The following is a 23,169-nucleotide window of genomic DNA, read 5'->3' on the forward strand; positions in this document are numbered from 1 at the left end:
TTTAACAAGTCTGCTTTTTTAATGATTTGGTTAGGGAATTCCATTTTTTATTTCATAAAACTAACATTTTTGTAAGGATATCTTCCCTAATTGTCATTTGATACGATGGAATGCACTTCTTTTAAACGATAGAATAAACATATACTAAATGAATCTAGTTTTAAGGAGAGAAAATAATGGAGACAGTTTTACAAGCAAAAAATGTAAGAAAAATTTATGGAAGCAAAGGAAATGTATACACTGCACTTGAAAATATCAGTATTGATATTAAAGAAGGCGAATTCACAGGAATTATGGGACCTTCTGGGGCAGGTAAATCCACCTTACTAAATGTTTTATCTACTATTGATAAACCAACTTCTGGTGAGATTATGATTTCTGGACAAGAACTTGAAAACATGAATGAACAACAAATGTCTACTTTCCGCCGTGATAAACTAGGTTTTATTTTCCAAGATTACAACTTACTGGATACATTAACCATCCGTGAAAATATTATCCTTCCACTTGCACTAGCAAAACGACCAGTGAAAGAAATGGAAGCAAAATTAGCTATTATTAGTAAGAAATTTGACATCACCGATATTCTAGATAAATATCCTAGTGAAATTTCTGGTGGTCAAAAACAACGCACTGCAGCATCAAGAGCTATTATTACTTCGCCGAGTTTAGTGTTCGCTGATGAACCAACGGGTGCTCTCGATTCTAAATCAGCAACGAATTTACTCGAAAGCTTGCGTGATTTAAATGAACAAGATAAATCAACTATTATGATGGTCACACATGATGCTTTTGCAGCAAGTTTTTGCAAACGAATTTTATTTATTAAAGACGGAGAATTATATACAGAAATTTATCGTGGAACAAAAACACGTAAGGAGTTCTTCCAAAAAATTCTAGACGTCCTTGCAAAACTGGGGGGCGACTCAGATGACGTTATTTGATTTAGCTAAGAAAAATATTCGACATAATTTTGTCCATTACTTTTTATATTTTGCATCGATGATTTTCAGTATTATGATTTATTTTACGTTTCTTGTGCTCTCAAAAGATCCATCCGTCGTAGCGCGAATTGACCAATCTTCCAAACTTTCGACTGCATTTTCTAGTTCTTCTGTGATTTTACTTATATTTGTAGCGATTTTTATTCTTTATTCTAATAACTTCTTCACAAGAAAAAGAAAAAAAGAGATTGGCCTTTATTCATTACTTGGGCTTCGCAAAAAAGAAATCGGACGTATGTTGTTTTATGAAAACTTCATTATGGGGCTTGGAGCTCTAGTTGTTGGTATTCTTGCAGGCACATTACTTTCGAAAATTTTTGTAACGATTTTACTTAACTTAATTAACCTTGATAGCATTGGTGGCTTTGCCTTTTCGTGGGAAGCTGTCATTCAAACGAGTATTGTATTTGTCATCATTACATTATTCACCTCGTTTTCAGGCTACCGAATTATTTATCGCACCACTTTACTAGACTTATTCCATTCCGAAGCAAAACGCGAAAAAAGCCCAAAACCTTCTTTTATTTTGGCATTACTTTCTATCGTATTAATCGGACTTGGGTATGTGATAGCTGGACAACCACTTGAATCTAAAAATTCTATTTGGGTCCAACTTGGTTTCTCCATTGGAGCTCTCGTTATTTTAGCTTCTGTCATTATTGGTACGGCTTTATTTATTACGTTTTTCTTACCATATTTACTTACAAAACTAAGAAATAATAAACGAATTTTTTATAAAGGTAGCAATATCATTTCTACATCACAATTAACGTTTAGAATTTCATCCAATGCAAAAACATTGATAATTATATCCATTTTAAGTGCGACAACGCTCTCTGCTATAGGGACGATAAGTAGTATTTACTATCAAGCAAATACATCTGCAAACACGTCCTCACCTTCGAGTTTTGAATATTTAGTTCCTAAAAATAACGCGACAAACAAGGAGATAATCAAAACGGCTGAAAGTGATTCAGAACACCCCGTCGAGTTTAAACAGAAAAGTAATTATTTGATTGTTAAAGCAGAAGGAACTCGACCTGATTTTGTCGAATATGATATTAATGACGGTTTTCCAGTGATGTCTGAAACAGATTATAACTCTCTTGTGAAAAAACAAGGCACACCTGAAAAAACCGCTAAACTAAAAGAAAACGAAGCACAAATGGTCCTTTCAGTCACGTATGATGAAAGAGCAAGGAAAGAAATGATAGGAGAAAAATATACGCTAAAAGCCACCAATAAACCAACCGTTGAAATAAAATCAGTTGTGGTGAATTCACCTATTGCTTCTGTTCCCGGCCTACTTGTTCTTCCAGATAAACAAGTAGCACAATTAACAAGTGATCAAACCATTCCTTCTCAAGCCGTCGAATCTATTACTATCCAGAACCCAAAACAAGCCCATGATTTAGATAAAAAAATGCAGGCTGTTGTTCCAGAAGATTCCCATCTTATTTCTTATACAAATACCTATCAGCAAATCATCACAGTAACGGGTGTACTTCTATTTATAGGCATGTTTATTGGATTCGTATTCTTAGCAGCAACAGGAAGTATCATCTACTTCAAACAGCTAACAGAAGCTTACAACGACATCGGCACATTCGATATATTGAAAAAAATTGGTCTTAATCGAAAAGATATCCGTAAAATACTTGCTAAACAATTACTAGTTGTTTTCTTAATTCCTCTCGTTATTGGGATTCTTCATAGTAGTTTCGCATTAATCGGACTTTCACACATGTTAGCACTAGACTTAACATTACCAGTTGTCATTTCTACTGGTGTCTACACATTAATGTATATAGTTTATTATTTTGTGACATTAAACAGCTACACGAATATCGTTTTTGGTAAAAAATAAAAATCAGCCCTCTAATTAAGTTTAGAGGGCTGTCGTTATTTTTTCGCAATATAAGCAAATATTCCCGATAGAAAAGCCGATGATCCCATGAGAAACTGTAATCCGAATACTTGTCGTTCATTGCCACCGAATGTAATAGATAGATTATCTTTTGCAAAGTTAATCCAGTTGGTTACTGATAGATAATTCGTAAGTAAAATAAAAGCTGCCCCCATTAGTATCCCAACTAGTATAAAAGATATCCTACGCCAAGTTAACACCGTCATCAAAATAAAAATGATTGCCATAAAACACGCAAAGTAGGCATCTAGTGGCATCGTAAATAAAAATCCTTCTTTGACATTGTCCGAATGTAGCTGTTTAAAAATCACAATTGCTGTAAACACCGCAGTTACACCACCAAGTAATGAGAAGAAACCTGCTGCATATCGCCATTTTGTTTTCCAAGATTGATCTGTTTCTACTTCTTTTGCTTGGAATTTCGGACTAATAAATAGTAAAACTAACACTAAAATACTAGCAATACATAATAAAGTTCCCGACCATTCAAATGGCTGTTGAAATTCAAGATCTGCTAAAATTCTAATTTGGTAATAATAAACCGAAAATGCTTGGAAAAGAATAAAACAGCCAGTTATTATTATTCCAGCTAACCAGAACTTTTCTTTTTTAATAAAACTAACACCGATAATAAAAAGAGCTAGACCAAAACCTAATAAAACCCAATAATTCCAAACGAATATAAACTTATTTTCTTCTGCTCTAAAATAACCCATCACTGCACTCACGAAACTATAAAGTTGCGTCACGCCAAGCGCAATTAGCAAACTCCCGCCTATTCCTCTTAATTTTCCAGGCAATTTGCCCACTTCCCTTCCTATTTATGTCTTACCATGTTACCCTTAAAAACGAGGTGATAAAAATGAATTGGAACGTCTGGGATAAAAGTCAATCTGTTCCACTCGAATTGCTGTTAGAAGCTGATCCAAGTGAAGAACAAATCACTAAATACTTAACTAAATCTTATGTACTCCAATTAATAAATAATCATAAAGTGATTGGTATTATCTGCTTATTACCACTCAATAAATACCAACTTGAAATTATGAATATTGCTGTTTCTTCCACGCACCATAATCAAGGTATCGGTAAAAAAATACTTAATAAAGCTTTTGAATATGCCATACAAGAAAATTTTTCAGAAATAATAGTGAAAACCGGTAATTCTAGTATAAATCAGTTAGCTTTTTATCAAAAAAATGGTTTTCGTATGCAACAAATTATTCCAAATTATTTCCCGACCAATTATCCTAATCAAACCATTATTGAAAACGGCATAAAATGTCTAGATCAAATCATTCTTTTAAAAGAAATAAAATCCTGATGAAATGATCATCAGGATTTTTTGATTGTTGTTTTAATCGTTAAGTGCCATTTCTGAACGAACCACCGCTGAAATACGTTCACAATATTCGTCTGTTTCTTCTTTCGTAGCAGCTTCCACCATAACTCTTACTAGCGGTTCTGTTCCAGAAGGGCGAACAAGTACTCGACCGTTACCAGCCATTTCAGCTTCGACTTCGCTAATTACTTTACTTACTTTTGGATTATCTGTTACATGATTTTTATCACTTACACGAATATTTTCTAGTTTTTGCGGGAATGTTTTCATTTCAGAAGCAAGTTCGGACAATTTTTTGCCAGTTGCTTTCATGACATTAATTAATTGAATTCCGGAAAGAAGTCCATCACCTGTTGTATTGTGGTCTAAGAAAATAATGTGACCAGATTGTTCGCCACCAAGATTATAGTTGCCCTCACGCATAGCTTCTACAACATAACGATCGCCAACTGCTGTTTGAACATCTTCAATCTCAAGTTCTCTTAAACCTTTATAGAAACCAAGATTACTCATAACAGTAGAAACAATGGTATTGCTATTTAGTAAACCTTGTTCGCGCAAATATTTTGCACAAATAAACATAATTTTATCTCCATCAACGATTTGACCAATTTCATCAATCGCAATCACTCGGTCCCCGTCGCCATCAAATGCTAAACCAACGTCTGCCTTTTTGTCTAAAACAAATGCAGCTAGTGCTTCTGGATGTGTAGAACCAACACCATCATTGATATTTAAACCGTTTGGTGAAGCTCCCATCGAACTAATTTCGGCATCTAAATCTGCAAATAGATGTGTTGCTAGTCCAGAAGTTGCTCCGTTTGCACAGTCTAATGCAATATGATAACCGTTAAAATCATTTTCAATAGTTTGTTTTAAGTATTGAATATATTTTTGTTTACCTTCAAAATAATCACTAACAGTTCCAAGACCTTCACCACTTGGACGAGGTAAAGTATCTTCGGCTGTATCAAGCAGTTGTTCAATTTCTTCCTCTTGATCATCTGAAAGTTTGAAACCATCTGAACCGAAGAATTTAATTCCATTATCATCCACTGGATTATGGCTTGCGGAAATCATTACGCTAGCAGAAGCTCCTTGTGCTTTTGTTAAATAAGCTACACCAGGAGTGGAAATAACACCAAGACGCATTACTTCAATTCCCACCGAAACAAGTCCTGCAATTAAAGCGGATTCAAGCATTTCTCCAGATATACGTGTATCCCGAGCAACAAGTACCCGCGGATGTTCTCCTACATGACGAGTTAATACATATCCACCCATTCGACCTAATCTGAAAGCAAGTTCTGGTGTTAATTCTGAGTTTGCAACCCCTCTAACTCCGTCCGTACCAAAATATTTACCCATTTTATTACTCTCCTTCTAAGTCATTCATTATCTAAATGATTTTAGTTTATCGTTTTATTTTTTTGTTTGTTAGCTACAAATACTTTCTTTGTTAGCTGTTAATCATACAAATGTTATTATACCTTTTTTTGAAAAAAATTTCATCCTTCTATACTGAAACGTTGATACTTCTTATTTTTCAATCTATTCTATGTATTTTACTTTTTTCATAAAAAGCAGGAGTATGAGATGAAATATCCCACACTCCTTATTTTTCATGTGTTCTTAGATGGTACTGTATTTTGGGCTTCTTTTTCGGTAATAATAAAATCTGCTTTTGTTGGATTAATAACGTAAGCCACGTTATCAGGTAATCCAGTTAACTCAAGTGGTACACTATAATCGCCAGCTTTACTTTTACTTAAGTTGGCAATAACGCTCAAGTCTTTTACTGCAATATCGTCTACTATTTTTTTCTCTCCAGTGATGGTAACCGAAACTTTTCCGTTTGCTGGGGTGACCATTTGGGAATCAAATGTATTTTTTAAACCACTCACATACACTTGCATATTAGGGAAGGACTTAGAAATTTTTGTATCCTTCTCTTCTGAATCATCCGTTGTATTTTCGTCTGGGTTAGTTGTATTTTCTTCTTTTGAAGTGGTAGTTTTATTAGTTGCTTCCGACTTTTTTACGGTTTTTATTTTAACCTCTATAGTCGTCGGTTGAACCGATTTTGCTCCTGTTGGAACAGGCACAGTTACTTCCTTGACTGTATCAGCTTTTATTTTTGTAACATCAATAGGAATCTCAATTTCTTTGATTTTATCAAGGACCGTATCATCGCCTACAACGACTACTTCTACCTTATCCGGCGTCATACTGGATATTTCAATATCGCTTTCAGGTGTACCTTCTTGTTTGATTTTAATAGGAACAGATTTACCTACTTTTTTAACAGGCACAGTGACTTCGACTTCTTGCGGACTCACATCAACATCCAGTTTATTCAAATTACTGTCAAAAACGGAGACAGTTGCTTTATCAGTGAATTCCGATTTGTGTTTCCCATCATTTTCGAGAGTAGCTTTTACATAAGCAATTTGTTCGATTGTATCTTTTGCTCCGGTAATAGATATTTTTTTGGGATCAATAATTGGCGTTCCAGCTTGATATCCATCTGCCACAACTGATTTACTTAATTCTACATCTACAGAGAATTTTTTGGTTACTTTTTCTTGCACGTTTACATTTACTGTAGCTGGATTTATTTTTACTTTTAGTCTGTCAGATGCGTCTTTTACTTTAAGCTTCACTTCTTGAGTGCCAATGGAAGCATTTTTCAAATCAGCATATACTGTGAAATCTTGCTGTGCTTTTGCAGATTGAACAATACTTCTTGGACCAGATAGCGTTACTGTAACTGTTTCTGGAACACCTGAAATATAAAGGTTCGTCTTATCATAATATACTTTTACTGGCACATTCTCGATAACCTCTGTATCACTGGATGACGTTGTTGAAAAAGTAGTGGCATTATTATTGTTTGCATTAACAGATGTAAAAAGGATGGCTGCGAGTAACAATGCGATAATTCGAATTGACCACTTGTTATTTAAAATTCGGTCCATCATTCGCTTTTGCCTCCTTTCCATTTAGAAAAGATAGAAGGTTTCTTAGCAGTTACTGTGACAAGCTCTTTTAGAAGAATTTTATGTAACTCTTCTTCTGAAACATCACGGAAAAGTTCTCCGCTTTTAGTCAGTGAAATCCCACCTGTTTCTTCAGAGACAACAATTGTAATACTATCTGTTACTTCACTAATACCGAGTGCAGCCCGGTGACGTGTTCCAAGTTCTTTAGATAAGAACGGACTATCAGAAAGTGGTAAGTAACTTGCTGCTGAAGCAATTTCATTTCCTTTGATAATAACCGCACCATCATGAAGCGGTGTATTAGGAATGAAAATATTAATTAATAATTGAGAAGAAATTTTTGCATTGAGCGGAATCCCTGTTTCGATATAATCATCCATCCCTGTATCACGTGCTACTGAAATTAGTGCACCAATACGACGTTTCGCCATGTATTGAGTGGATTTTTCGATAGATTCAATTAGATGATGCTGTTCTCGTTCGATTCTTGAACCGTAACGGGTAAAAATATTGCCTCGACCAAGTGTCTCTAACGCACGGCGTAATTCCGGTTGGAAGATAATTATAATTGCGAGAAATCCCCAAGTAAGCATCTGATCCGTAATCCATTCTACTGTTTGAAGACCAAAAAATCCGCTTAATAGTTTAACTGCAATGATAATAAAAATACCTTTTAATAATTGTACTGCTTTAGTACCTCGGATTAACATGATCACTTTATAAATTACAAACCATACGACAAGAATATCTACAATATTTGCTAGATAATGCAATATCGACATATTGGAAAAATCCATCACTTCACCTCCGTGCCTCTTGTAAACCATTTATGTCAAATGTAGTTCACTTTCTTTATTATAGCATAAGAGCCACTATGGAAAAAGCAATCGTCCCGTCTGAAATTGGAAAGATTTGTTAAGAAAAAATTCCTTCCTCTTTCATTTGAATTATTTATAAAACTATACCGTAAATTTTTTTAATGCCCATATTAGTAATATTACTGCGTGTTGTTCCATTATTCGATACTTCAATTTTAACTGCACGATCATTTTTAAAAGAAGTTAAATCATCATTAAAGTTGGCGGCATATTCGTACATATCTACATTAGTTCCACTTGTATCACCAATATTACTTGAAGCAAAAATAAATGATTTAGAAGCCTCAAATAGTTTAGGTGATACAAGTTTAGAAGCAGTTGTATAACCACCGCCTGATTCTAGAACTACTTGAACCATATCAAAATTATTTAATGTTTCACGTAATTTAAATGTTGTAGTTAAATCACCCTTAGTACTTTGATCAAAAATTACTTCCGTTCGTTTACGATTTAAAATCAGATTTCTTAAACTTTCAATTTCTGTTTCTACGTCTTCACTATTATTTTCTACAAGATCAAATGCTCTATTCATACGATTCCCTGCTCCTCCTAAGGCATATCCTACTACAATATGCTTTTTGTTATTTTTATAATATACGCAAACATTTTCTGGCTCTGCGAAATTACTTTCTGTGGGTTGCATTGCTTTTGTATTGAATTTAAAAGTTGTTTGATACACACGTTTTCCAGTTACTACATCTACACAAGTTAATTGTTTAGGTTCTTCCCCGCCTCCAGTACCAGAAGATGTATATAAATATGGAAAGTCTAAGGCACAACCTTGATATACATATGCGTCATTTGCTTCGGTAGCCTTTACTTTATAGAGCACTTCAAGCTTTCCTTCTCTTACAGAAGAAGCACGCACGATTCTAATGTTAAATGTTTTCGGGTCTCCACCTGAATGGAAGACTAACATATCATTCTTTAAATCGCCTGAGATACGATTATAACTACCACTCTCTACCTTCGAAATGAAAAAACTGGACTCAGTTCCCTTTAAAATTTTATTGCTTTCATAGGGGTAACGAACTACTTCCCACTTATTGTTTATTTTATAAGCGGACCAAATATACATTTTTTTACTTGCTACATCATAATCAAGTGCAATATTCGTTCCATGTCCGCCGTTTAAACACCACATTTGATCAATGTATTTTCCTTTTAGATCTGTTCTCGTAATGTTATACGATTCTCCTGCTCCGGCATCAGTCATTTTTTTACCACTATACTGCTGCGTCCAATAAATCATATTTCGTTCATAATCAACAGAAACTGATTGCATTACACGAGCGTTGAAATCGACATTATGTTTAGGTATTGACGCCAGAATGGTTGCCTCATTTTCTGTTACTTTCAAATTCGCCATTGTCCAATCTCCTTTTACATGTATTATCAGCTGATAAACTAAGTATATGGTAGATTCATTTTCTAAAAGTATCGAAAAAGTATCATATAAAAAACTCGCATCAGGCTATCTGATACGAGTTTCCCACTTGTTATTTGGTTATTTTTAAGGTTGATTTCAGTTCATGTAGTTCTCCGTATACATTGATTTCAAAAGTTTCACCAGTCAGAAGTGTGATTTCTACACTATTTCCTTCCACTTTTACCTCGATTAAACGATCACGGAAGTTAATTTTGAAACGATAATTTTCCCAACCATGTGGTAAGAATGGTGCAAAGCTTAATTGTCCTGATGTTACTCGCATTCCGGCAAAACCTTGTACGATTGATAACCAGCTTCCTGCCATGGATGTAATATGCAAGCCATCTTCTGTATCATTATTAATGTTATCAAGATCAAGTCTAGCCGTCCGCTGATAAAGTTCTACTGCCTTATCAGATTTACCAATTTCTGCTGCTAAAACTGCATGCACAGCTGGTGACAAACTTGATTCATGGACAGTTAATGGCTCGTAAAATTCAAAGTTGCGTTGTTTTGTATCAAAGTCAAAGTCTTCATGAAATAAATATAATCCTTGAAGTACATCTGCTTGTTTAATAAAGCAAGAACGTAAAATTTTATCCCATGACCAGTTTTGGTTAATTGGCATATCTTCCGCTTTCAAAGTATCTGTGGAACGTAACTCTTTATCTAAAAATGTATCATGTTGCACAAAAATCTGCCATTTCTCATCAAAAGGATAGTACATTCTGTGTTCGATATCTTCCCACTTAGCGATTTCATACTCGGTAACACCAAGACGTTTCTTCGCAGCTGCGTCAAGGTTTTCCATTGTGTATCTGATAGTCCAAGCCGCGATGTAGTTTGTATACCAATTATTGCTGACATTATTATCGTATTCATTTGGGCCGGTAACACCGTGAATCATATACTTATCCAAACGTTCAGATAAATGAACTCGGTCAGCCCAGAAACGGGTGATTTCAGTTAAAACTTCGATACCATCTGTTTTTAAATACGAATCATCCCCAGTGTAGTTGGTGTAGTTATAAATCGCATAAGCAATTGCGCCATTACGGTGAATTTCTTCAAACGTGATTTCCCATTCATTATGACACTCCACACCAGTGAACGTTACCATCGGATAAAGAGCGCCACCCAAACCGATTTTTTGCGCATTGATTTTGGCACCATCTAATTGGTCATGACGATATTTAAGTAGGTTATGACTAACTGATTTATCCGTTAATGACAAATACATTGGAAGTGCAAATGCTTCTGCATCCCAGTATGTTGCTCCACCATACTTCTCGCCTGTGAATCCTTTAGGGCCTATGTTTAATCTTGCATCCTCGCCGTAATAAGTCGCAAATAATTGGAAAATATTAAAACGAATTCCTTGTTGCGCGGAATCATCGCCCGCAATTTCTACATCCGCTTTATCCCAGCGTTCTCGCCATCCTGCCACATGTGCTTTTAAAAGTTCTTCATATGTGTTTTTTGCAATACTTTTTAAGATTTTTTCTCCTGCTAAAAGAATCTTGTCTTCTTCAAAATCACGTGATGTAGTGATTACTACGCGTTTTTCTATTTGCGCCACTTCATTTGCATGGAGATCGAATAAATAATGGTTTTCAGTGTAAAGAGCTTTTGTCTGGTTTGATTCATTGGTCGAATTAGTCTTATTTTCCATCACTGCAGAAACCGTAAAACGTGGTGTGCCAAAATTATTTGGGATAGTTTTTGTAATAAGAGATCCGTGATTGGTCGATGAAGCTTTTTCGACTTCTTGCCAGAACATTTCTTCATAGTTGGCATCTTCATTTTGTACATTACCATCTAAAAAGGATGTTAATTCAACTTTTGCTGGGGTTAAAGCTTCTACGTGATAACGAATAACAGCGAGTTCTTTCGTTGCGACACTCAGAAAACGTTCTGCTACAATACGAAACGTTTTATCCTTTTTAACTACAGTGAATTGTCGTCTTAACACGCCTTTTTCCATATCTAATACAAGTTCAAAATCGCTTATCTCATCTACAAATAAATCGAGTTTTTCACCGTCAAGACGTACTTCAATCCCGATGAAATTAAGGCCATTTATAACTTTACCAAAATAATCTGGATAGCCATTTTTCCACCAACCAACTCTTGTTTTATCTGGAAACCACACACCTGCATAATAAGTTCCAATATGGCCATCGCCGGAGTATCCTTCTTCAAAATTCCCGCGCATCCCCATGTATCCATTACCGAGTGAAGTTAGGCTTTCTTGCAAACGTTTATTTTCTTTATCTAGTTTGGTTGTCCGTAATGTCCATGGTTCGATTTCAAATAATTGCTTCTGTGCCATACTAAAACCTCCTATTTAGCGACTAGCAGCCATACTTTTTTCACTAGTCTTATAAAATCTTGTCTTTAAAAATGTCCATGCTATCATTAACACCATTCCAAGCGACTGAACAGCCATAATAATTGTAATATCAAAGTAAATGAAACCAATAATGCAAGCTGTCATCACCGGAATTCCCAGTGCATTTAGTGTTAAATTAAATGATTCTTTGAAAGAAGCAATACTTGAAAAACTGCTCCGTTTTGTCATCCAAATGAAAAGCGTCGTAAATACAGCTAACATAAGTGAACTAACGAAAATAATCGAGCCAATCATCAGCACCATTGATAAGAAAACAAATGCTTGATTTTCTAAATACCACTGCGCGGAAACCCAATCAACAAGCGCTTCTCCTGATGTAATTCCGCTCAAAGTCGCATCTTTTGGATAGCTTACTTCAAACGTATAGCCACTTGCATCTGTAAGCGTCATTTCTCGTTCTTTGAAGTTAATCACATTCTTCGCTCCAGCAAGTTCTCTTTTCGTTAAATTCACACCAGCTACACCGTTTGCTGATTTTTCGACGATATGCGCATTTTGATCGGTTAATTCTCCTTTTTCGAGCGCCAGTCCACTAACCTCCGTCGCTAATTGATCCGTACCAAGAGTCGCCATTTCCGGCATTAAACTGGGTAAATCAAAACTCGATTGGTTGGCAAAGTGCGCGGAAACAGGTAACAACAGTAGCGCATTTAAGAAAATAAATACGATAACCATTTGCCAATATTTGAGTACCTTCCGTCCTTCAAAAATCGCCGTTGGTCCAAGCGTGCTTTTAACATATTGAATGATAAATGGAACTTTTTTCATTGATATCACAGCCTTTTTAAAAATCAATTATCCTTTTGTTCCACCAGCTGTTAAGCCAGAAACAAAATTCTTTTGTAAGAAGAAGAACAGTAAACAAATAGGTAGCGCGGCTAAGATCGCTCCTGCTGCAAATAAAGCTACTTTTTGTTGTTGCGGATTGGCAATAAACGTTTGAAGTCCAACGGCTATCGTCAAGTTTTCCGGCGTTCTGAGTAGGAATTTTGCAAGTAAGAAATCACCAAATGGGCCCATAAATGCCCAGAGAGCTTGAACTGCAATCATTGGTCTTACAAGTGGTAAAATAATTTGAGCAAAAATCCGGAAATGCCCTGCGCCATCAAGTTTGGCAGATTCATCTAAATCACGGGGAACAGTATCGAAATAACCTTTCATTAACCAAGTGTTCATCGGGATACCTCCGCCGATATAAATCAATGTTAAGAACCAATATTGATCTAGAGCACCCAGCAGCATTGCTAAAACGTAAAATGCTGTAAGAGCTGCCATTGTGGGCACCATTTGAATAATTAAGAAGAACACCAAACTATTTTTACGACCTTTAAAACGGTAACGGCTATATGTATAACCGGCAAGTGTCACAATCGTTACTTGCATAATCATCGTAACAACAGCGATAATCAGTGTATTTTTGTACCAATCCAAATACAATGTTTCATTAAATAATCTCGTGAAATTATTTAGTGTCCAACTATCCGACCATTCAAGCGTAAATGCCGCGATATTCCCTGGTTTAAAGGCAGAAGATGCAGTTATTAGAATCGGATACAAAATAATAATCGTTAGGACGGTCAAAAATAAATATGTGAAAAACTGGGTCAAAAACTTTGTTGTCCGCTGATCTTTCATAAAGTCTCTCATTTACATCATCTCCTCGTTCCCAAAGGCATTCGTTTTCTTAAAGGCAATCATCGAAACAGTAATAACGATAATTGAAATAAGTAACGTCACCGCAGCAGCTACAGCATATTGAGGTGAAGTACCTGTCGTTAATTTATAAATCCACGAAATTAAGATATCGGTTGATCCAGCGCCTGCTCCGACACTTCCGGGACCACCTTCATTGAATAAGTAAATAATCGAAAAGTTATTGAAGTTAAACGTATACTGGGTAATAAATACAGGAGCTGTTACAAATAAAATCATTGGTAAGGTGATTTTGCGGAAACGTTGCATTGCACTCGCTCCATCAATTCTCGCTGCTTCGTAAAGCTCACCAGGAATAGCTTGAAGTACCCCAGTTACCATGACATAAATATACGGGAAACCAAGCCACCCTTGGATACTAATTAGCGCCACTTTTGTCCAGAAAGGATCTGTTTTCCAAGCGATCGCATTGATATCAACAAATGGCAAATGGTTTAGAAGTGGAATGACCTGCGAGTTGATAGCTCCAATACTGTCATTAAACATATTTGAAAAACTCATGATTGTAATAAAAGCAGGGACCGCCCAAGGAAGTAAGAAAACTACTCCAAAAAGACGTTTTCCTTTAATAAAGCTTTGATTCGCAACAATCGCTGTAAACACCCCAACAACAATTTGTAAGGAAGTTGCACAAATGGTCCAAACAAGTGTCCACGAGAACACACTTAGGAACGTGTCACGATACGAACTTAGGAAGAAAATATTAAAGAAGTTCTTAAATCCAATCCAGTCAATTAAGTTTGCTGGCGGAATATGATAAAAGTCATAGTTAGTAAATGCCATGAAAAGTGTTACAAGAACTGGAAAAATAATAACAAAAGTCATCACCAGATATGCCGGCAACGTGAGTAAGTAAGGGAATCCTTTGTCGAGCATATTTTTTATAATAGCAAGAGCAGATTGGTTCACAGTTTCACCAAGATTCCACTGTATAGCCACACGTCTTGCATCGAAAATATTTATAAACCAAAAGCCTATAAATAATAATGTCACAATTAATTGTAAAGTACCTTCAATCATTAAGAATAAGGAATGGTCCACACCTGGCACAGTTCCAAGGGTGACAAGGCCAATCAGCGCATTCAGCCCAACTGCAAAAAATTCTATGATAAACAAAGCAAATAGTGCAAAAAAGACAATTCCTTTAAAATTTTGCTTATTATAAAATTGACCGAGTCCCGGAATGATTGATAACAAAGTCGCTTGACGAACATTTTTAATTTGTTTCTGTTCTAGTTTCATTTTGTTACCCTCAATTCTAGATATAGATTCACTAGCTAAGTAGAAAAAAATGGCGGAGCGCGCTATCTTTGCCCCGCCAAATTATCATTATTTAGTATATTTTTGCGTTACATTATCTTCAATTACTTTCACTGCATCATCAGCTGATTGTTGTGGTGTTTTCGAACCAGAAGCTGCATCAAACATTAAGTTTTCCGCACCAGTCCATACTTCCGACATTTCAGGAATATTTGGCATTGGTTGTGCATTTTTGTATTGTTCGATAACAGCATTTGTTAATTCGTCATTTTTTGATTTCGCTGTATCACGCGCTTTTAAATTAGCAGGTACTTCATTTGTCATATCATAAAGTGTTTCTTGATTTTTTTGGTTAGTCACATAATCCAACCATTTTTGCGCTACATCTTTATTTTTAGAGTAGTTACTTACAACCCAACCTTTACCGCCTGCAAATGGAGAGTATTCTTTACCATTATTAAGCGTTGGGATTTTTGCTACACCATAATTAATTTTTGCTTCTTTGTAGTTTGCTGCTGACCATGGACCGCCTAGAATTGCTGCTGCTTTACCTTTAACAAATTGGTCTTGGATAAAGTCATCTGCACTTTTATTATCTTGCATACCTTTTGGCCATACATCTTGGAACCATTTTGTTGCATACGTAATTCCTTCAACCGCACCTTTATTATTTAAACCGATGTCTTTTGGATTGGTACCTTCATCACCGAATACATAACCACCGTATCCTGCAAGTAATCCGTAAGAGAAGTAGAAATCAGTCCATTTTGCTAAGAAACCAGTATTTTTTCCTTTTTCAGAAGTGAAAGCAAATCGAGAATCTTTGGAAAGTGTTTCTAAATCTTTAAACGTTGCTGGAGCTTTGTCGAGTAAATCTTTATTATAGTAAAGAACTAATGTTTCAATAATTGCTGGAGCGCCGTAAATTTTATCGTCAATCGTTACTTGTTTTTGATCTTTTTCATCGTAATCGTCTTTATTGCCGAGTTTTACTTCAGCTAAATGTCCTTGTTGGCCCAAGCTTCCGATTCTATCAAATGCGGACATCATAACGTCTGGAGCAGTTCCAGCTGGTCCATCAAGTGGAAGTGCTTCTAATGTTTCAAACATGTCTTTTTCGACAACTTTTACTTTTACGTCATTGTCTTTTTCAAAATCACCTTTTATTTTGTTCACGTAGTCTTTGTAGCCTGCGTCAACGGAAACGGTTAATGTTTTTTCATCAGATGAGCCCGATTTACTTGTGTCTTTTCCCCCACCACATGCTGCTAAGCTTAAAGCCATTACTAAAACCGCCGAAACTATTCCCACTTTTTTGAAACGCTTCATTTACTTTTCCTCCTCTTTATGAAAAAAGTCGCTCTTTACTGTCTGATTTTTAAGTCCCCATCTTTTTTCAATTCTTTTTAAAGTTTGTGAATTAGGTTAACCTATGCATTTATTATATGCTGATATCGAAAGCGTTTTCAAGAAGATTTCACATGTTACCGATAACAACATTTTTCTAGTAAACATGTGAAAAATCCCTTTACGCCATTGATTTAGCTATTCTCTTTAATAACAAGAAATCCTTTTGCAGGAATAGTAAGATTTTCCGATACAGCTTGGTTATTCCAAATGTCCATTGCTTCCTTTTCAAAAGAAATTGTGAAATCTTGGTTGTCTTTCGCTTGATTGAAAAGAAAATGCAATTTTTCCCCATTTAGTTCTTTGGTAAATGCAGTAATTCCTGTTTCACTACTTGCATCTAACCATGTTAATTCACCGGATGTGATAATCGCTTGGTTGTCTTTTCTAAGTGCAATTAGTTGTTTTGTAAAAGCTAACATTGCTTGATTTTGTTTCGCTTCATCCCATTCCATACATTTACGGCAACCCGGGTCATTTCCGCCGTCCATTCCAATTTCTGTTCCATAATAAATGCACGGTGAACCAGTATGCGCGAACATGAAAGCAAGTGCTTGTTTCACTTTTTCCTCATCATTATTGGCGCGTGTTAAAATACGAGCGGTATCATGGCTATCGAGCATATTAAACATTACTTCATTCACTTGATTTGGATAGCGCATATATTGTTCATTAATACCCGAAACCATTTGTTCCGGTGTGATTTTTTCTTCTATAAAATTCTCAATAATTGTTTGTGTAAATGGATAGTTCATCACTGCATGAAATTCATCTCCAAGCAACCAAATCCATGAATCATGCCAAATTTCTCCTAAAATATAAATATCTTCTTTTTCCGCTTGTACGGCTTTTTTAAACTCTTTCCAAAAAGCATGATCAACTTCATTAGCAACATCTAAACGCCAGCCATCAATGTCAAACTCGCGAATCCAATAAGTTGCAATGTCCAGTAAGTACTTCTGAACTTCCGGATTAGCAGTATTTAATTTTGGCATATGTGTCGTGAAAGCGAATGTATCATAGGAAAGCGTTGGTTCTCCTTCGATATTACCATTTTCATTTTGACGAACTGGGAAGCTATGAATGTGGAACCAATCGCGATATGCCGATTTTTCTTCTTTTTCAATCACATCTTGCCACTCAGCGGAAGTATCACCAATATGATTAAAAACTGCATCCAACATAATTCGAATACCTCGTTTATGTGCTTCTTGCACTAATTTTCTAAAGGTTTCTTTGTCTCCAAAATGAGGATCAATTTTTTTATAATCAATTGTGTCATACTTATGATTGGTTGGCGCCTCAAAAACAGGGGTCAAATAAATCCCGTTAATACCTAGATCCACTAAGTAATCTAAATGCTCGATAATCCCTTCAATATCTCCACCAAAGAAATCTGTTGGTGTCGGATCCTTACTTCCCCAAGGCAATACATTTTCTGGTGAAATAGCTGGATTTCCATTTGCAAAACGTTCCGGGAAAATTTGATACCAAATCGTGTTACTCACCCATTCAGGAGCTTCAAACGTATCTACCGCATGGATAAATGGAAATTTGAAATAATAATCCATCGTAGCTAAATTAGCTTCTGTTGGTTCAAAAAATCCACGACCCCCATAAAAAATTGTCTTTCCGTCTGTATCTGTTAATAAAAAGCCATATTGAAGACGTCTATGTTCAGGTGTTATTGCAAAAAACCAATAATCATGTTCTTCAGTTTCTGCAATTTTGCGCATGGAATAAGATTCACTTTGCCATTTCCCATCATTCCATAAGTAAGGGTCGGCAGCAATTAAAGTAACCTCGCTAATATCCAAGCGCTTCGTTCTAATCCGAATATGTAGTGTTTTAGCATCATAACTATAGGCATAGCTACTCGCTGGTTGATGATAAATCCCTGCTTTTTCCATTTTTTCTCCTCCTATATCACCTTTCGTTCTATTTCAAATTAGCATTTCCATTAAAGCGTTTGCAACCTTTTCTCGCTCGTTAACGGTAACAAGATTTTTTTAATACTTTTTCATTTTCCAGTTTATTATAGAAGATAAATAATTATTGCCTCTCCATTCGTGTGACAAATTAGTAACTTTACTGATTTAAAGTAAAGAGCTATAATAACTCATGGACTAATGAAATCTCTTTAAAATCGGTCTAAAAGGAGGACAAAATGGAAAATACTTTAAGTTTTAAAAAACAAGGGTATTGGTTATTTTCCAGTGCAATCATTATTGGTTTGCTTTTCATTCTTTTGCCACACATCATTTCCAATATTGGAGTGTTAGAATTTATAGGTGCTATTTTTAATGCCCTATGTATGGGAATTATCGCTTTTATCATATTAAAAGCAGAATTCTTAGATTGGTTTAAACATTTTAGTTTCAAATGGATAATTATCGGTGCTCCTGTGTTAATAATTATTAGCTCTGTTTTCAACTATGCGTGGACGTATTTCGCAGGTAGCCCAACTGAAAATGGTATCAACAGTGTTCTGACATGGTCTTACGTCTTTACAAGCATTCCTTTTATGCTTCTCGGGGAAGAATTATTATCAATCAGCTTGTTATACGCCGCTTGGAAAAAATGGAACTGGAAATTTTGGCAAGCATCTTTGCTCTGTTCTTTACTGTTTGCCACATGGCACTTAACATCCTATGATTTTAATTTCCTACAGTGCATCGTTACTTTAGCACCAGCCAGACTTATTTTGAACTACTTATTTAAAAAAACAAACTCCATTTGGGTTACTTTAATTGTTCACTTTCTATTTGATTTTATTGCATTTTTACCTGTTTTACTCAAATAAAAAAGCGCTAGGAATGAAGATTCCTAGCGTTTTTATTACTCTTCTTTTCCAGTTGTAGAAGCTCTTATCAGTAATTCGGGAGTAAATAGCAGGTTTCCTTGAGGCTTTCCATGATCATTTATTTTGGCAAGTAACATCTTGGCAAGTTCCTCCCCCATTTCAACGACTGGAGAACGAACCGTAGTAATTTTTGGCGATGAAATTCTATCTAAGAAAACCCCATCAAATCCAGTTACAGCAATATTTTCACCAAAACGGCGCCCAAATGCAGCTGCAGCCCGGACCACTCCAATGGCAATTCGGTCGGATGCGCATACGATAGCAATTTTTTCTGAATTATAACGTAGTAATTCAAACGCTTTTTCTTCTGCAATACTTGAACTATTAGCGATAAAATAACTTTCGGGTTTAATTCCATGTTTTTTCACCACTTCTTCATAACCCTCTAAACGTGATTTCATAAATTGCTCATCCAATAAATCAATTCCTAAAAATACAATTCGCGAAAATCCAATTTCCGTCATATGTTCTGTTGCAAGTGCTGTTCCTTTTTTATTATCTACATCAATAGAATCGTAACCACGCTTGTTTTCTCCATAAAAAATGACTGGTTTATCAATATCTAAAAGTCCTAAATCATAATCTTTATCGCGTATTCCTGTAACTATCAGCCCATCGTATGCACCGATATTTCTGGATCTCTGAGTAACCAATTGAAGTGAATAGTAGTATTTATCTAGTTCACGACTTATTCCTGTCAATAAGTTCATGTAGTATGGTTCAACGGTATCAATTTCTTCTAAAATCAAAAATTTAATCACTTGTGTCCTATTTTGAACAAGCGCTCGAGCCGCATAATTAGGTACATACTCTAACGCTTCCATTGCACTATAAACAAGCATTTTCAGTTCATCTGAAACTTGATCTGGATGATTAATAACCCGTGAAACTGTCATTTTGGAGACATTTGCCCGTTTTGCAACATCTGCTAAAGTCGCCATCTCCAACCTCCTCCATTCATAATCTTTCTTATTGTACCATCTTTTACACAAAAAAAAATAACTATTAACCCACAAAAAAAGCATTCTCACTAAAAATGCGAAAATGCTTGTTTAATATGATTATGTAATGACTCACTCTATAGTGTTTGCCATTTTTTTTGAGAAACTCTCCGTGCTTTAGTTTGTTGATAAGTTTTGATAAGCATACTAAGTAATTGGTGCACACCGCCGATAACAATTCCAATTGAAATAGCGACAAGTGTAGTTGCCAGAAAACTAATAAACGGAAAACTTGGCGCATTCACTGCTGCAATTCCCAATATGAAAACGATAATAGTAGGTAGTACATAATACCTAACATTTTTCTCTTGCATACATAGCGCTCCTTTACTTACTTAATTACTCCTATCAACTACTGAAATTATAACGCGAAAACCGGCTTTTTTCAAGACTTCATCAGATTTTCAAAAATAGAAGAAAAAGCAGAAAACGGCTCTATATAGCGCTTTATTATTGAAATATAAATCCACTCATTTTGAATTCATCAAAAAGAAAAATTTGTTACCTTTTTGTAATATTATTTAAGTCCTTTTACTTATTTTGTGTAATCTAATAATTATTCATTTTAGTAGATAAGTATTATTAAAATGGAAGAATATAACCTCTTCTCATTGAATATTACTAATAGTCTATACATTAAAACCGTTCTTCTTTAAAATATAGAAAAATTTATTTTAATTAGCTAAAAAAAAGTATATCTCCAAAATTTCTATTTTTGGTGGATTATTTTTATTTAAAAAGCAATTTCCCACTAAGAGAAAAGTATATTTTCATTACTTTTCTACCTTTTAAAATCTATTTTTGCGTCTTTTACAAACAAATGGAAACCAGTTATGCTTACGTTGTTCCATTATAAAAACGGAAGAGTTCCCCCACTTCCCCCGAAGCACTCTTCCGTTTTCTCCTTATTATTCTTTTAAATGATATGGATATGTGGAAACAACCACATCTCTTTTCATTAGAAGTCTAGTACGAATCAATAGACTTGTTTGATTATGAAGGACATTTTGCCAACCTTTTCTAGGGATAAATTGCGGTATTAGTACCGTTAGTGAGTAATTGTCTTGATCTGCCTTTTGCTTCGCTGTATCAATAAATTTCATTAATGGATCTGAAATGGATCGATAAGGCGAGAACAGATTAGCCATACGCACTTCAGGATGAACCCTATTCCATCTCTCAACAAATTCCTTTTCCTGTTTTTTATCTATAGAAATGTGAACAGCTATGACCGTATCACCAATAGACTTAGCATATTGAAGTGCACCTTCCACAACTTTGGTGGTATCAGACACACAGATAATAACGGCATTCCCTTTAAAATCAGGCAAGTCCATTGTTTCGTCAATCCTAAGTTGCGGACCAACTTTACGATAGTGATGTCTTGTCCGATGGAACACATAAATCATAATCGGCATAAAGATAAATACCGGCCAAACAGATTCAATCCGCGTTAAAAATAATACTATTAAAACAGTAAATGAAATCGATGCTCCAAGTAAATTGGCTGATAAAGATTTTTTCCATCCTTTTGGACGTTGCTTCCACCATTTAACAATCATTCCTGTCTGCGAGAGCGTGAATGGAATAAATACTCCTACAGAATATAATGGAATTAATAGTTCCGTTTTTCCTTTAAATAGAATAATTAAAAGAATAGATCCAACCGCAAGCGTTATAATCCCATTGGAATAACCTAATCTATCACCACGCGCAAGATACATTCTTGGCATAAATTTATCTTTCGCCAAGTTGTAGGCTAACATCGGAAATGCTGAGAAACCAGTATTAGCTGCTAAAACCAATATAAGTGCAGTAGTTGCTTGAATGAAATAAAACATAAAATTTCTACCGAAAACATTTTCAGCAATTTGAGACAATACAGTTACCTTTAGTTCTGGAACAGTCCCATAAACAAAGGCTAGTACAGTAATCCCAACAAAGAAAAATCCTAGTAGTCCAGCCATAAGAGTCAATGTTTTAGCTGCATTTTTTGGTCTAGGCTCTTTAAATAAAGGCACAGCATTAGATATAGCCTCAATACCAGTTAAAGAAGCCGACCCAGAAGCAAACGCTCTTAGTAAAAGAAAAATGGTAACACCCTGTACATGTGTTCCTACAGCAGCAGTTTCATGACTTGCATCCATACCAGTTACTATTTTAAATAAACCTGTAAAAATAAGAGCTATAATGGAAAAGACAAACAAATATACTGGAATGGCAAGTAAGCTAGCTGATTCTGTAATTCCTCGAAGGTTAATAATAGTTACCCCAACAACAAGTATTACGGCTATCGGTACAGCAAGAGGATATAAAGATGGTATAGCTGAAATAATTGCATCTGTACCAGAGGAAACACTTACAGCGACTGTGAGCATGTAATCTACCAGTAGAGATCCCCCTGCAATTAATCCCGCATTATTCCCTAAATTTTCTCTTGAAACTATATATGCTCCACCACCATGTGGGTATGAGTATATAATTTGTTTATAAGATAAATTAAGTGCAAACAAAAGAACAAGCACACACAGTGCGATTGGTAATGAATACCACATAGCGGCAGCGCTAACGGTTACAAGTACCAATAAAATCTGCTCTGTACCATATGCAATAGAAGAGAGTGCATCGGATGACAGAACTGCCAAAGCTTTTAATTTCCCCAATTTTTGGTCTCCAGCTTCTGATGTTTTCAGAGGGCGGCCGATTAATAGTCTTTTTAGCGGCGAAGCCATTGTATTCCCTACCTTTTTTATTTGATTTTTTATTAACTTCAAGTTGACCAGACACATTATAGCACAGCTGATTTTAGATTGTAATACTAATTTATATTATTTTAATTTTACTATTTTACTTTAACTTCTGAATGGCTCTTAAATCTAAGTTTTACGGTCTACACTATTAAAATAAATTTTTAAATACCTTTTAGTACA

18 protein-coding genes are annotated in these 23,169 nt (G+C 35.4%); 4 read left to right on the top strand and 14 right to left on the bottom strand.

Features of this window, described 5'->3' with window-relative positions:
• Positions 1-176 precede the first annotated feature (176 nt).
• Positions 177-944, top strand: a complete 768-nt coding sequence (locus LWE_RS10840) for an ABC transporter ATP-binding protein (protein WP_011702891.1) — start codon at positions 177-179, stop codon at positions 942-944.
• Positions 931-2,871, top strand: coding sequence for an ABC transporter permease (locus LWE_RS10845; protein WP_011702892.1), 1,941 nt, complete (start codon positions 931-933; stop codon positions 2,869-2,871). The genes LWE_RS10840 and LWE_RS10845 overlap by 14 nt, the downstream gene beginning before the upstream one ends.
• A 35-nt stretch (positions 2,872-2,906) precedes the next feature.
• Here LWE_RS10845 and LWE_RS10850 read toward each other — a convergent pair whose 3' ends face one another.
• Positions 2,907-3,731 carry a hypothetical protein gene (locus tag LWE_RS10850; RefSeq protein ID WP_011702893.1) on the bottom strand — a complete coding sequence of 275 codons (825 nt, stop codon included), beginning with the start codon at positions 3,729-3,731 and terminating at the stop codon, positions 2,907-2,909.
• 62 nt (positions 3,732-3,793) lie between these two features.
• On the opposite strand from LWE_RS10850, the gene LWE_RS10855 reads away from it, so the two are divergent.
• Positions 3,794-4,255, top strand: coding sequence for a GNAT family N-acetyltransferase (locus tag LWE_RS10855; RefSeq protein ID WP_011702894.1), 462 nt, complete (start codon positions 3,794-3,796; stop codon positions 4,253-4,255).
• A 33-nt stretch (positions 4,256-4,288) separates the two neighbouring features.
• On the opposite strand, the gene glmM is transcribed toward LWE_RS10855, so the two are convergent.
• From glmM to LWE_RS10905, 10 genes are all read right to left on the bottom strand, one after another.
• A complete protein-coding gene (glmM, locus tag LWE_RS10860; RefSeq protein ID WP_011702895.1) occupies positions 4,289-5,641 on the bottom strand; it encodes a phosphoglucosamine mutase in 1,353 nt (450 codons plus the stop codon).
• A gap of 254 nt (positions 5,642-5,895) precedes the next feature.
• Positions 5,896-7,251: a CdaR family protein gene (locus LWE_RS10865; protein WP_077904749.1), complete on the bottom strand. Its 1,356-nt coding sequence runs from the start codon at positions 7,249-7,251 to the stop codon at positions 5,896-5,898.
• Entirely contained in the window at positions 7,251-8,072 is an 822-nt protein-coding gene (dacA, locus tag LWE_RS10870; RefSeq protein WP_011702897.1) for a diadenylate cyclase, read from the bottom strand. The genes LWE_RS10865 and dacA overlap by 1 nt, the downstream gene beginning before the upstream one ends.
• A 154-nt stretch (positions 8,073-8,226) precedes the next feature.
• Positions 8,227-9,522, bottom strand: a complete 1,296-nt coding sequence (locus LWE_RS10875) for a phage baseplate protein (RefSeq protein ID WP_011702898.1) — start codon at positions 9,520-9,522, stop codon at positions 8,227-8,229.
• 130 nt (positions 9,523-9,652) lie between these two features.
• On the bottom strand, positions 9,653-11,914 hold the full coding sequence (locus LWE_RS10880) for a glycoside hydrolase family 65 protein (protein WP_011702899.1): 2,262 nt from the start codon (positions 11,912-11,914) through the stop codon (positions 9,653-9,655).
• A gap of 15 nt (positions 11,915-11,929) precedes the next feature.
• A complete protein-coding gene (locus LWE_RS10885) occupies positions 11,930-12,763 on the bottom strand; it encodes a DUF1189 domain-containing protein (protein WP_011702900.1) in 834 nt (277 codons plus the stop codon).
• Positions 12,764-12,790: 27 nt separating this feature from the next.
• Positions 12,791-13,642: a sugar ABC transporter permease gene (locus LWE_RS10890; RefSeq protein ID WP_003763416.1), complete on the bottom strand. Its 852-nt coding sequence runs from the start codon at positions 13,640-13,642 to the stop codon at positions 12,791-12,793.
• Positions 13,643-14,950 carry a sugar ABC transporter permease gene (locus tag LWE_RS10895; RefSeq protein WP_011702901.1) on the bottom strand — a complete coding sequence of 436 codons (1,308 nt, stop codon included), beginning with the start codon at positions 14,948-14,950 and terminating at the stop codon, positions 13,643-13,645.
• Positions 14,951-15,037: 87 nt separating this feature from the next.
• Positions 15,038-16,297 (bottom strand): extracellular solute-binding protein, encoded by a 1,260-nt coding sequence (locus tag LWE_RS10900; protein ID WP_011702902.1) that lies wholly within the window; start codon positions 16,295-16,297, stop codon positions 15,038-15,040.
• A 212-nt stretch (positions 16,298-16,509) separates the two neighbouring features.
• Positions 16,510-18,285: a glycoside hydrolase family 13 protein gene (locus LWE_RS10905; RefSeq protein ID WP_011702903.1), complete on the bottom strand. Its 1,776-nt coding sequence runs from the start codon at positions 18,283-18,285 to the stop codon at positions 16,510-16,512.
• 257 nt (positions 18,286-18,542) lie between these two features.
• Between LWE_RS10905 and LWE_RS10910 the strand changes: the two genes are divergently transcribed.
• Positions 18,543-19,178, top strand: coding sequence for a CPBP family intramembrane glutamic endopeptidase (locus tag LWE_RS10910; protein ID WP_011702904.1), 636 nt, complete (start codon positions 18,543-18,545; stop codon positions 19,176-19,178).
• A gap of 35 nt (positions 19,179-19,213) precedes the next feature.
• Here LWE_RS10910 and LWE_RS10915 read toward each other — a convergent pair whose 3' ends face one another.
• The 3 genes from LWE_RS10915 to LWE_RS10925 all read right to left on the bottom strand — a co-directional run bounded on the left by LWE_RS10915 (position 19,214) and on the right by LWE_RS10925 (position 22,971).
• Positions 19,214-20,179, bottom strand: coding sequence for a LacI family DNA-binding transcriptional regulator (locus LWE_RS10915; RefSeq protein ID WP_011702905.1), 966 nt, complete (start codon positions 20,177-20,179; stop codon positions 19,214-19,216).
• Positions 20,180-20,316: 137 nt separating this feature from the next.
• Positions 20,317-20,553, bottom strand: coding sequence for a hypothetical protein (locus tag LWE_RS10920; protein ID WP_011702906.1), 237 nt, complete (start codon positions 20,551-20,553; stop codon positions 20,317-20,319).
• Between the two features lie 594 nt (positions 20,554-21,147).
• The gene (locus tag LWE_RS10925) at positions 21,148-22,971 is read right to left on the bottom strand and encodes an APC family permease (RefSeq protein WP_011702907.1); all 1,824 of its coding nucleotides are present in this window, start codon (positions 22,969-22,971) and stop codon (positions 21,148-21,150) included.
• Positions 22,972-23,169: the final 198 nt, after the last annotated feature.

This window comes from Listeria welshimeri serovar 6b str. SLCC5334, assembly GCF_000060285.1.
Classification (GTDB): domain Bacteria; phylum Bacillota; class Bacilli; order Lactobacillales; family Listeriaceae; genus Listeria; species Listeria welshimeri.